Genomic DNA, 12,360 nt, shown 5'->3' with positions numbered 1-12,360 from the left:
TCTAAACACACGCGGGTCAACGCGCTGGCGGCGTCTCACCCAACGGCACCACCGCCATGGTCAGCCGCGACACACAACTGGCCTTGCCCTCATCGCTGCTCAAACGGATATCCCAGACATGGGTAGTGCGACCAATGTGAATCGCCTTGGCCACCGCCGTCACTCGCCCACTGCGCAGGCCGCGCAAATGATTGGCGTTGATTTCCAGGCCCACGCAATAAAACTTGCTGGCGTCGATGCACAGGTAACTGGCCATCGAGCCAACGGTTTCGGCCAGCACCACCGAGGCGCCACCGTGCAACAAACCATAGGGCTGGTGCGTGCGATGGTCGATGACCATGCTTGCGGTCAGGGACTCGTCATCGAAGGCTTCGAAGCGAATATCCAGCACTTCGCCGATGGTGTTTTTCTGGATTGCGTTCAACTGCTCGAGATGGGGAATGGTGCGCCACAGACTCATCGTTACGTTCCTTTGTTGGAGTTGTTCGTGGCTCAATCCTGCCACAGCACCGCCTCGCTACGCTCGCTCCATTCTTCGAAGCGCGCACCGTAAACTGCTTCGATCATGTTGCGCTTGATCTTCAGGGTCGGTGTCAGGAAGCCGTTTTCCACCGCCCAACTGTCCTTGACCACCACCAGCCGACGCAAGCGCTCATGCCTGTCGAGAACGCCGTTGACCTCCTCCAGCAGTTTTTCCAGGCTTGAATGCAAACCCGCCCGGGCCGATCCATTCGCGTCCTGCCGGCCGACCGCCGACAGCACGCACAACCCCAGTGGTGCGCTCAGCCCATCGCCAACCACGCACACTTGTTCGATCCGCGCATGCACCGCAAGGCGATTTTCAATCGGTGCCGGGGCAACGTATTTGCCTTTGCTGGTTTTGAATATTTCCTTCAGGCGCCCGGTCAGGCGCAGGTTGCCTTCGGCATCTTCCTCGCCCTTGTCACCGGTACGCAGGAAACCGTCCTCGGTGATGGCTTCGGCGGTTTTCCCAGGTTCCTTGAAATAGCCGAGCATGGTCGCGCCGCTGCGCACCAGTACTTCGCCAGACGGTTCGATGCGCACTTCGACTTCCGGGCATGGCTTGCCGATCCAGCCGGGTTTGTTCTGACCCGGCAGGCCGATGTGGGAATAACCGCAGCTTTCGGTCATGCCGTACACCTCCAGCACATCCAGCCCCAGTTTTTGGTACCAGAGCAGCAAGGTCTGCGGCACGGGCGCAGCGCCGGACAAGGCGATGCGCAAGGCGTCCAGCCCCAACCCGGCGAGGACTTTGTGCCCTACCCGTTTGCCGATGAAGGGCAAGCCGAGCAGGAAGTCGAGGCGCTTTTCCGGGATCTTGCTGTAGACGCCCATCTGGAATTTGGTCCAGATCCGCGGCACACCGAACAGCGCGGTCGGCCGGGCACGCTGCAGATCGGTGAGGAAGGTGTCGAGGCTCTCGGCAAAAAATACCGTTTGCCCGGTATAGATCGATGCCAACTCGACGAACATTCGCTCGGCAACGTGGCACAGCGGCAGGTAGGACAGCAGGCGATCCGACTCATTCAGGCCAAATAACTGCGTGCCACGAGTGGTGGCAAAGCCCAAGTTGCCAAAACTGTGCATCACGCCTTTGGGTTGGCCCGTGGTGCCAGAGGTGTAAATAACAGTCGCCAGTTGATCGGCGGCGGGTTTGGGGTCGTCCTGAATCGGCGAGCTGCGCTGCAGATCGGCCCAGCTGAAATCGAAGGTGCCGGCCGGGCACAGCGGCAGGCTGATGGTTGGCAGGTCGGATCTGACCCCGGCGGACATACCCGGCCAGTCATCCAGCTTGCCGATGAACACCAGTGCGGCTTCGGAATGATCGAGCACTTGGGCCACGGAATCGGCGGTCAGATTGGGATACAGCGGCACCGAGACATGCCCGGCCATCCAGATCGCCAGGTCGGCGATGATCCAGTGGGCGCAGTTTTTCGAGATCAGCGCGATGTGGCTGCCTTGTGGCAATTCGCGAGCCCGCAGCCAGTGGGCGGCACAGCGCGCCTGATGGCCGACGTCGGCCCAGGTCAACGTCTCGACCTGGCCGCCCCCCGTCGGCTGGACCAGAAAGCGCTGGCGGGGATGACGGGTTTCACGCTCGTAGAAGGCGTCCAATGGCAAACGGAAAGCAGCAGACATGCGACTTGCTCCATTATTTTTTGTCTGGAGCAAGCGTAGTCAACCAAGCAAGTGCTTGGTCGACTATTTCACATAAAAAACCGAACGCTATCTTCACAAAAAACCGAACGCCATCGCCTCTGTAGGAGCGAGGCTTGCCCGCGAAGGGGCCTTCGAAAACGCTAAAAGCTTCGCGGGCGAGCCTCGCTCCTACAAAAGCAGAAGCAAGGCCCAGGCAAGTGCTTGGTGACCATTTCCCACAAAACCGAACGCCATCGCCTCTGAGGAGCGAGGCTTGCCCGCGAAGGGGCCTTCGAAAACGCTAAAAGCTTCGCGGACGAGCCTCGCTCCTACAAAAGCAGAAGCAAAGCCCAGGCAAGTGCTTGGTGACCATTTCACACAAAACCGAACGCCATCGCCTCTGAGGAGCGAGGCTTGCCCGCGAAGGGGCCTTCGAAGACGCTAAAAGCTTCGCGGGCGAGCCTCGCTCCTACAAAAGCAGAAGCAAGGCCCAGGCAACTGCTTGGTGACCATTTCCCACAAAACCGAACGCCATCGCCTCTGAGGAGCGAGGCTTGCCCGCGAAGGGGCCTTCGAAGACGCTAAAAGCTTCGCGGGCGAGCCTCGCTCCTACAAAAGCAGAAGCAAGGCCCAGGCAAGTGCTTGGTGACCATTTCCCACAAAACCGAACGCCATCGCCTCTGTAGGAGCGAGGCTTGCCCGCGAAGGGGCCTTCGAAGACGCTAAAAGCTTCGCGGGCGAGCCTCGCTCCTACAAAAGCAGAAGCAAGGCCCAGGCAAGTGCTTGGTGACCATTTCCCACAAAACCGAACGCCATCGCCTCTGTAGGAGCGAGGCTTGCCCGCGAAGGGGCCTTCGAAGACGCTAAAAGCTTCGCGGGCGAGCCTCGCTCCTACAAAAGCAGAAGCAAGGCCCAGGCAAGTGCTTGGTGACCATTTCCCACAAAACCGAACGCCATCGCCTCTGTAGGAGCGAGGCTTGCCCGCGAAGGGGCCTTCGAAAACGCTAAAAGCTTCGCGGGCGAGCCTCGCTCCTACAAAAGCAGAAGCAAAGGCGCCAAAGCGAAGGCCACCGCAGAAGCAAAGGCACCAAAGCGAAGGCCACAGCCGAAGCGATTACGGGTGCTTGATGCCGTTGAGCTTCATCGACCCGATCAGCAGTTCATTGTTTTCAAGCTCAGCCAGGCCGGCGGTGCTGACTTTTTCCGGTGGATGGCCGGCGCCATGCTGCAGATAGCTCAGCAAGTTGCCCACCAGCGGATTGTGACTGACCAACAGAACGTCACTCACCGACACGAGTTGCTCCGCCACCTTGTCCGGATCGCTATCCGGGGTCAGCCAGTCGACGGTGCGAATCTCCGGCGCGAAACCGAGCGTCGTGCGCACAATTTCTGCCGTCTCCTGCGCTCGCTGATAAGGACTGGCATAAATGGCAGTGAGTGGCTTGCCCATCAAATAGGCGGCAGCACGCAACACCTCTCCACGGCCGTGGGCGGTCAATGTCCGCTCGGAGTCGGGGCGAGTACCGTGAGGTTCGGCTTCACCATGACGCAATACCCAGAGTTTCATAGCTTCGGTTCCTCATCTCGGGCCGGATGCGGTGCTGGCGCCACAACGTGCGGGGCTTCACCTTCCGGTGTACGCGGCGTCGGCCAGTCGGCGAACGGCCAGGGCTTCTGGTCGCTGTGAAAGCTGCCGAAACGACCGATCTGCGCCAGAAACTGGCTCAGACTGTCGCCGAAACTCATCAAGCTGGCGCTCGGTGCGCCATAAATCAAACGATAGATCAGCTGCACAAACACCACCGCACCGAGGATCAATTGCGCCACTTGCCAGACCAGCACATAGACAATCATCCACAGCACCCGCAGCAGGATGGATTCGTACTTGGCTTCTACTTTCGGATCATTCATGTCTGTGTCGCTCCCTGCTCGTCTCGGTTAAGTGCTCAGTTGAAACCACTGGTGGAGATAAAGTCCACGTCGGTTTTCGGTTCACCCCGCATCAACAACTCAATCACCTGGTCAAGCGTGCGCCCTTCGAACAGAATCGCATGCAATCCGGCGACCAATGGCATATACACGCCCGCGTCCTGCGCCTTGGCCTTGAGCACCTTAAGGGTGTTCACGCCTTCGGCGACTTCGCCCAGACGCGTCACCGCGTCTTCCAGGCTCAAGCCTTGGCCGAGGGCAAATCCGACCTGATAGTTACGGCTTTTGGGCGACGAGCACGTCACGATCAAGTCGCCGACACCCGCCAAGCCGAGGAAAGTCATCGGGTTGGCGCCCTGATTCACCGCGAAGCGGGTCATTTCCGCCAGTGCCCGAGTGATCAGCATGCTCTTGGTGTTTTCACCCATGCCCAACGCCACCGCCATGCCGGCGATGATCGCGTAGACGTTTTTCAGCGCCCCGCCCAGCTCCACACCAAAACGGTCGGCGCTGGCGTACACGCGAAAGGTCCGGCCATGCAGCGCTTCCTGAACCTGTTGGCAAAGCGCTTCGTCTTCGCTGGCGACCACGGTGGCGGTCAGCGCGTGCTCGGCGATTTCACGGGCCAGATTCGGGCCCGACAGCACGCCTATGCGCGCTTGTGGGGCGATTTCTTCGAGGATCTCGCTCATCAGCTTGAACGTATGGGCTTCGATGCCTTTGGTCAGGCTCACCAGCAGTTTGCCGCTCAAACGTTCGGCGTGAGGGACCAGGACCGAGCGCAGCGCGCTGGACGGCAGCGCGACAAAACACAGGTCGCAGGCCTCCAGGGTGGCTTGCAGGTCTGTGACCGCTTCCACTGCCGGAAGAATCTTGATGCCTTTTAGATAACGCGGGTTCTCACGATTGACCCGAATGGCCTCGGCCTGTTCGGGGTCGCGCATCCACAGCCGGACCTGATGCCCATTTTCGGCCAACAGATTAGCCACGGCGGTACCAAAACTTCCGCCTCCCAGGACCGCAATTGGGCGCTGTTCAGTCATATGCAATCCGTTAATCCATACCAGTGGCGATGCCGGCATTATACGGAGCGGCCCAGTCGCGGCCAGCCCCAGCATCAATTACCGACACTTGTAGGAAGAAGACCAAGAAAACCGAGGAAAATGCCCATAACGTGACTGGAAAAGTCTTTGCGCTCGGTTAACATGCGCGCCAACTAATCGCTATCAAGGCCGTGCCGTGTCTTTTGGCTTTCCCTGCCCTCGCTCGCCGCTGGTATTGGCGCTGATCTTCAGCTCGCCATTGCTGGCCGACGACCTGTTCCTCGACAATGATCCGTTGCCGCAAGTGCTGACGGCGACACGCCTGAAGCAGTCGCCTGCGGCCGTGCCGGGGAGCATGACGGTGATCGACAGCGAACTGATCAATGCCAGCGGCGCGCGGGACATCAGCGAGTTGCTGCGGCTGGTGCCGGGGATGATGGTCGGTAATATCAGCGGCAATCAGGCGGCGGTGAACTATCACGGCACCAATTCCAGCGAAGCGCGGCGCATGCAGGTGTTGATCGACGGCCGCTCGGTGTACCGCGCCGGCCTGGCCACAGTGGACTGGAGTGATATTCCGGTGGCCATGGAAGACATCGAGCGCATCGAGGTTTTCCGTGGCCCGAACACCGTCAGCTACGGCGCCAACGCGCTGATGGCGGTGGTCAATATCATCACCCGCAAACCGGCCGACAGCCACGGCACGCGGCTGAAAGTCACCCGTGGCCAGCGCGGCATCAACGATTTCTACGCCAGCCAGGGCATCGGTTGGGACAGCGGCGACTTGCGCCTGTCGCTGTCCGGCCAACAAGACGATGGCTTCGACTCGAACCGCACCGGTGCCGATTACCGCGACAGCCGTCGCTTGAACCGCTTCAGCCTCGCCGTCAGCCAGACGCTCAATGAAAACCAGAGCATCGACTGGCAACTGAATGCCAAGGACGGGACCAACCAGCGGCCCTATACCTATCGTCCCGTATTTTCAGGGATTACCGCCGCCGGGAACAATTCCGACGTCATCGCCAAGGACTATGCCGGCTCGCTGCGCTGGAATCTGGACATCAATCCCGATCACAGCCTTTATATTCAAGGCTCGGCGCAACACTGGGATCGCCAGCAAACCTGGCGTGCCTGCGATGCCGAGGTCTCGTTCAGCCCGGAGCTGACCCAACTTTGGCAGCTCAACCCCAATTACACCGAACGTCTGGCGCGCAACATCGCACGTTTCGCCGGCCTCGGCGCGCCGTCCGGCACAGCGGCGGAACAAGCCCTGGCCAATCAGGTCCTGACGCAATGGCGAAACGGCGCCAGCAAAACGCTGTGCGGCGACATTGACCAGAGCGCCCGGGAATCACGCTACGACCTCGAACTTCAAGACACGCTCAGCCTGTCCGACAGTCTGCGGCTGGTCAGTGGCATGAACTATCGTTACGACCGGGCAGATTCCGAGACCTACTTCAATGGCACGCTCGACGACACCACCTGGCGGGCGTTCGGCCAACTCGAGTGGCGCGCCACCGAACACTGGTTGTTGCAGGGCGGCGCGATGTACGAAGACACGCACTTGACCGGCAACTCGCTAACCCCGCGGGTGGCGGTCAATTACCTGATCAACCCGCGCCACGGCTTGCGCGCGGTGTATTCGGAAGCCATCCGCTCGCCGGACATGTTCGAGAACAACGTGAACTGGAGTTATCAGGTGACCAACCTGAAGCCCAGTGCCTACGGCCAGTCCAGCGCCCGCTATTTCGTCAAGACCCGTGGCCCGGGTGACCTCGAACAGGAACGCATGCGCTCCCGGGAATTGGGCTACAACGGCTACTTCGCAGAGTGGGGGCTGGCGGTCGACGTGAAGCTGTTCTACGACGAAATCACCGGCATGATCAGCGAACCACTGCGCAACAACCAGTACATCGCCAGCAACTCGAACAGCTCGCGCTTCACTGGAACTGAAACCCAGCTGGATTGGCGCGTCAGCAGCGCCGATCGTCTGCGCCTGACTTATGCCTATGTCGATGCCGAAGCCAGCAACCCGCTGGATGCACGACAGACTGCGCGCAACAGCGGCTCCGCCGGTTGGCTACGCAGCTGGGGCCAGGGCTGGAACAGCGCGCTCTTCTACTATGGTGCCGACGCCCTCAACGGTTATCGCTTCGAACGGGTCGACACCCGCATCGCCAAACGCATCGGTTTGGGCAGGGCCAATCTGGAGCTGGCCGGGGTCCTCCAGCAACGCCTCGACAATCAGCCCACCACCTTCGTCGACAACAATTACGACGATCGCCGGGTACTCTACTTCAGCGCGGAGCTGGAGTTCTAAGATGCAGCATCGCCCGTCACCGAAGACGCCAACCCTTGGCCGCCTGCTGGCCGGGTTGTGCCTGGTGTTTACCGGGCTGCTGTGCAATCTGCCGGCACGGGCCGCCGACATTCTGCTGACCGGTGCCGAGGACAGTCCCGGGGTGGAGTCTTTCGTTCAGGCCCTCAGCGAGTTGCGCCCCACCGACAGCGTGCGCTTCCAGCCTCTCGCCAGCCTGCCGGCGCCAGGCCAACTGCCTGTCGACACCCGCCTGGTGCTGCTCGACTTACCCAGCCTCGACTGGCGCCTGCAAGACACTCAGGGCCCTGCAACGCTGGTGCTGCGCATCAGCCGCCTGCAAGCCCGCCAACGCTTGGGCAATGAAATGCCCTCGCACCTCAGCCTGCTCTGGAGCGATCCACCGCTGGACCGACAGCTGCGCCTGACCCGACTGCTCCTGCCTGAGGCCCGGCGGGTCGGCGTGCTTTTCGACAGCCACAGCGAATTCTTGTTGAAGGAACTGCGTCAGGCCGCTCTGCCCCTGGGCCTTGAAGTGGTCACCGAGCGTTGGGATAACACCAATGACAGCCGCCCCTTGCAGGCCCTGCTGAAGAACAGTGATGTGCTGCTGGGCCTGGACGACCCTGATCTGTACAACCCGAAAACCGTAAAAAACCTGCTGCTCAGCAGCTATGCGCGGCAACTGGCCCTGATCGGTCCCAACGCAGCCTTTGTCAGGGCCGGCAGTCTGGCCAGTACTTACAGCGACCAGAACGATTGGCTGAAAATTCTCGACGAGCTGCTCGACCGACCCTCGAGCACCTGGCCGCGCGCACTTTATCCGCAGCACTTCAAGGTCTTGAGCAACCCGCAAGTGGCTCGCTCACTCAGTATTGAACCGATGAATGAAGCCTCAGTCGCAACACAGCTGGCCGAAGGAGAACACCGCCCATGACCTTCCGTCGCGGTTGGGACATCAATACCCGCACCCAAATCATCAGCCTCGGCCCGGCCCTGCTGCTGACGTTGCTGCTGATCAGTTTTTTCACCTTCGTGCGAATCCAGGACCTGCGCCAGGAACTCAATCACACCGGTCAGCTGATCGCCAATCAACTGGCACCGGCCACCGAATACGGGGTGATTTCGGGCAACAACGAGGTGCTCGAAAGTTTGCTCAAGGCCACCCTGGCCACGCCCAACGTACGCTTTTTGGAAGTACAGGACAGAGCCAACCGGATTCTGGTGTACGTCGAGCAACCGTCGGAAGCCCACAACCGCTCGCATCAGGTCGAAGTGTTCCAGGCACCGGTGCGCCTGCAACGCATCGCGCTCCACAATGACTTTTTTCAGAACAGCCGGAGCGCCGCCAGTGCGCCGGGTGAGGATTATCTGGGCCGGGTGATCGTCGGCCTGTCCAATGATGCCTTCAACCAGCGCCAGCAGGAAATCCTCTTCAAGGCCGGAGTCCTGGCCTTGTTCGCTCTGCTGTTTACGTTTCTGCTGGCTCGGCGTCTGGCTGGCAGCCTGTCGCAACCGATCCACGACATCGGCAACGCCGTCAAGGCGATCCAGAAAGGCGACTACAAAACGCCCCTGCCGATTGTCGACGACACTGAACTGGGCGCCCTGTCGCAGCACATCAACAACCTTGCCCAAGGCCTTGAGCAAGCCAGTCGCGAACAGCATCAGGCCATGGCGCAATTGATCCAGACCCGCGAGGAAGCGGAAAAAGCCAACAACGCCAAATCCGATTTCCTCGCGATGATGAGTCACGAATTGCGCACGCCGATGAATGGCGTGCTGGGCATGCTGCAACTGCTGGAAACCACCGAGATGACCGAGGAGCAGATCGAGTACGCGGCGCTGGCCTCCGAATCCACCGAACACCTGCTCAAAGTGATTAACGACATTCTCGATTTCTCGCGCATCGAGCGTTCGGAACTGGAGCTGGAGCATATCCCGTTCAACCTCGCAGACCTGATCGGCAGTTGCGCCCAGTCGTTCCAGCACAGCGCGGCGCAACGCGGGCTGGAACTGCAACTGCGGGTACCCGAGGACATGCGTGTCCTGCAGGTTCAGGGCGATCCGACGCGGATCCGGCAGATTCTGGTCAATCTGGTCGGCAACGCGCTGAAATTCACCGAACGGGGCCGCGTCACGATCGAACCGCAGTGGCAGTCCCTGGATCACGAACTGCTGTGGTTCACCTGCTCCGTGCGCGACAGCGGGATCGGCATCCCGCCCGAAAGCCTGGAATTGATGTTCAACGCGTTCCAGCAGGCTGACAGTTCTATTTCAAGACGTTACGGTGGTACCGGGCTGGGGCTTCCGATTGCCCGCACTCTGGCTGAGCGGATGGGCGGCACCTTGCGTGCTCAGAGCGAAGAAGGCGTTGGCTCGGTGTTCACCCTGGAAATCCCTTTGGCTCTGTACAAGCAGCCACTGCCAGTGCTGACACCGCGAGGACATACCGGCAATGACCACGGCGAAGGTCTCAATGTGCTGCTGGTGGAGGACAACGCGGTCAATCGCACCGTTGTCGAAGCAATGTTGCGCAGTCTGGGCTTTACTGTCAGCGTCGTCACCGATGGTGCTCAAGCGGTGCGTAGCGCCGAGAGCCGGACTTTCGACGCGATTCTGATGGACTGCCGACTGCCGGTCATCGACGGCTACGAGGCCACCCGACAGATTCGCCAACTGCCCGGCTGTGCTGACGTGCCGATCATCGCCCTGACGGCCAATGCCTTGCAGGGCGACCGCGAAGCCTGTTTATCGGCGGGAATGAACGATTACCTGGCCAAGCCCTTCAAACGCACTGATCTGCAGCAAATTCTGCAGCGTTGGGTGCAGTAGTACAGGCCTTTCGGCTATCTGCGACTGGCGTGAATGACGAAAGTGCGGCAGTCTTAAGCACCCGAACAGGCCCGAAAAGGGGCTTGAATAATAATTTCAGTGCACAAGTGTACATTCATGTCCTTGGTGCTGTGACTTTCACCACAACGCAATAGTCTATGAGTAGGCTGCTGACTCGAGGCATGAACGCTTCGATCGGCCGGGAAGATTCGCCCCACCCTGCCGCATGGACTATTGAGGAGCTCGCATGACCAAACAAAACGCCTTTACTCGGGAAGACCTGCTGCGCTGCAGTCGTGGTGAGTTGTTCGGCCCAGGTAACGCGCAACTGCCCGCCCCGAACATGCTGATGGTCGATCGCATCACCCATATCAGCGAAGAGGGTGGCAAGTACGGCAAAGGTGAATTGGTCGCCGAGCTGGATATCACTCCGGACCTGTGGTTCTTCGCCTGCCACTTCGAAGGTGACCCGGTAATGCCGGGCTGCCTGGGCCTAGACGCCATGTGGCAACTGGTCGGTTTCTTCCTCGGCTGGCAAGGCTTGCCGGGCCGCGGACGCGCCCTGGGTTCGGGCGAAGTGAAATTCTTTGGCCAGGTACTGCCGACCGCCAAGAAAGTCACCTATAACATTCATATCAAACGCGTCCTGAAGGGCAAGCTGAACATGGCCATCGCCGATGGTTCGGTGACCGTCGACGGCCGCGAAATCTATACCGCCGAAGGCCTTCGGGTCGGCGTTTTCACCTCCACTGACAACTTCTAAGGGTTATCCGCATGCGCCGCGTCGTTATCACTGGTCTGGGCATCGTTTCGTGCCTGGGCAATGACAAAGAGACCGTCTCCGCTAACCTGCGTGCAAGCCGCCCTGGCATCCGGTTCAACCCGGAATATGCTGAAATGGGTCTGCGTAGCCAGGTTTCCGGCTCCATTGACCTTCCCCTCGAAGAGCTGATCGATCGCAAGATCTATCGCTTCGTCGGCCACGCGGCGGCTTACGCCTATCTGGCCATGAAAGATGCCATTGCAGACTCCGGCCTGACCGAAGAGCAGGTTTCCAACGTGCGTACCGGCCTGATCGCCGGGTCCGGTGGCGCGTCGACCTTGAACCAGATGGAAGCGCTGGACATCCTGCGCGAGAAAGGCGTCAAACGCGTAGGCCCGTACCGCGTCACGCGGACCATGGGCAGCACCGTTTCGGCTTGCCTGGCCACGCCGTTCAAGATCAAGGGTGTGAATTACTCGATCTCCTCCGCGTGCGCCACCAGTGCTCACTGCATCGGTAACGCTGTGGAGCAGATCCAGTTGGGCAAACAGGACATCGTGTTCGCCGGTGGCGGTGAAGAAGAACACTGGAGCCAATCGTTCCTGTTCGACGCCATGGGCGCACTGTCCAGCCAGTACAACGAGACCCCGGAAAAAGCTTCCCGTGCCTACGACGCCAAGCGTGACGGTTTCGTCATCGCCGGCGGTGGCGGCATGGTCGTGGTCGAAGAGCTGGAACACGCCCTGGCCCGCGGCGCGAAGATCTACGCGGAAATCGTCGGCTACGGCGCGACCTCCGACGGCTACGACATGGTCGCCCCAAGCGGCGAAGGCGCCATCCGCTGCATGCAGATGGCCATGGCCACCGTCGACACTCCAATCGACTACCTGAACACCCACGGCACCTCGACTCCGGTCGGCGACGTCATGGAAATGAAAGGTGTGCGTGAAGTGTTCGGCGACAAGGCTCCAGCCATCAGCTCCACCAAGAGCCTGTCGGGTCACTCCCTGGGCGCCGCCGGCGTTCACGAAGCGATCTACTGCCTGCTGATGATGGAAGGCAACTTCATGGCGGGTTCCGCCAACATCGACGAACTGGACCCGGAAGTGGCAGACATGCCAATCCTGACCAAGACTCGCGAAGACGCCACCATCAACACCGTGATGAGCAACAGCTTCGGCTTCGGTGGCACCAACGCCACGCTGGTACTGAAGCGCTGGCAGGCGTAAGAGCGGCCGCAGGCTGCGATCTTTTGATCTTTAGCGCCCGTTAAGACGCTGAAAAGATCGCAGGCTTCGCCAGCTCCTACAGGT

The 12,360-nt window shown here is 60.3% G+C and carries 10 protein-coding genes; 5 read left to right on the top strand and 5 right to left on the bottom strand.

What is annotated here, in order from left to right; all coding sequences use genetic code 11:
* Positions 1–16: 16 nt before the first annotated feature.
* From AB7M22_RS03970 to AB7M22_RS03950, 5 genes are all read right to left on the bottom strand, one after another.
* Positions 17–460, bottom strand: coding sequence for a hotdog fold thioesterase (locus AB7M22_RS03970; protein WP_008010965.1), 444 nt, complete (start codon positions 458–460; stop codon positions 17–19).
* A 32-nt stretch (positions 461–492) separates the two neighbouring features.
* The gene (locus AB7M22_RS03965) at positions 493–2,160 is read right to left on the bottom strand and encodes an AMP-binding protein (RefSeq protein ID WP_454185312.1); all 1,668 of its coding nucleotides are present in this window, start codon (positions 2,158–2,160) and stop codon (positions 493–495) included.
* A gap of 1,114 nt (positions 2,161–3,274) precedes the next feature.
* The gene (gene sixA / locus AB7M22_RS03960) at positions 3,275–3,727 is read right to left on the bottom strand and encodes a phosphohistidine phosphatase SixA (RefSeq protein ID WP_008011674.1); all 453 of its coding nucleotides are present in this window, start codon (positions 3,725–3,727) and stop codon (positions 3,275–3,277) included.
* A complete protein-coding gene (locus tag AB7M22_RS03955) occupies positions 3,724–4,071 on the bottom strand; it encodes a DUF4389 domain-containing protein (RefSeq protein WP_454185311.1) in 348 nt (115 codons plus the stop codon). Before AB7M22_RS03955 ends, sixA begins: the two co-directional genes overlap by 4 nt.
* Before the next feature lie 35 nt (positions 4,072–4,106).
* The gene (locus AB7M22_RS03950) at positions 4,107–5,132 is read right to left on the bottom strand and encodes an NAD(P)H-dependent glycerol-3-phosphate dehydrogenase (protein ID WP_454185310.1); all 1,026 of its coding nucleotides are present in this window, start codon (positions 5,130–5,132) and stop codon (positions 4,107–4,109) included.
* Between the two features lie 196 nt (positions 5,133–5,328).
* Between AB7M22_RS03950 and AB7M22_RS03945 the strand changes: the two genes are divergently transcribed.
* The 5 genes from AB7M22_RS03945 (at position 5,329) to fabB (ending at position 12,276) form a co-directional block, all read left to right on the top strand.
* Positions 5,329–7,452 carry a TonB-dependent receptor plug domain-containing protein gene (locus tag AB7M22_RS03945; protein ID WP_454185309.1) on the top strand — a complete coding sequence of 708 codons (2,124 nt, stop codon included), beginning with the start codon at positions 5,329–5,331 and terminating at the stop codon, positions 7,450–7,452.
* Between the two features lies 1 nt (position 7,453).
* Entirely contained in the window at positions 7,454–8,386 is a 933-nt protein-coding gene (locus AB7M22_RS03940; RefSeq protein WP_454185308.1) for an ABC transporter substrate-binding protein, read from the top strand.
* A complete protein-coding gene (locus AB7M22_RS03935; RefSeq protein ID WP_454185307.1) occupies positions 8,383–10,284 on the top strand; it encodes an ATP-binding protein in 1,902 nt (633 codons plus the stop codon). Before AB7M22_RS03940 ends, AB7M22_RS03935 begins: the two co-directional genes overlap by 4 nt.
* A 247-nt stretch (positions 10,285–10,531) precedes the next feature.
* Positions 10,532–11,047: a 3-hydroxyacyl-[acyl-carrier-protein] dehydratase FabA gene (gene fabA, locus AB7M22_RS03930; protein ID WP_007899046.1), complete on the top strand. Its 516-nt coding sequence runs from the start codon at positions 10,532–10,534 to the stop codon at positions 11,045–11,047.
* A gap of 11 nt (positions 11,048–11,058) precedes the next feature.
* On the top strand, positions 11,059–12,276 hold the full coding sequence (gene fabB / locus AB7M22_RS03925) for a beta-ketoacyl-ACP synthase I (RefSeq protein ID WP_008074958.1): 1,218 nt from the start codon (positions 11,059–11,061) through the stop codon (positions 12,274–12,276).
* The last annotated feature ends 84 nt before the right edge of the window (positions 12,277–12,360 follow it).

Source organism: Pseudomonas sp. ADAK2 TE3594 (assembly GCF_053628675.1).
Note: the sequence above shows the minus strand (reverse complement) of the source record. Positions and strands in the feature narration are given on the sequence as shown.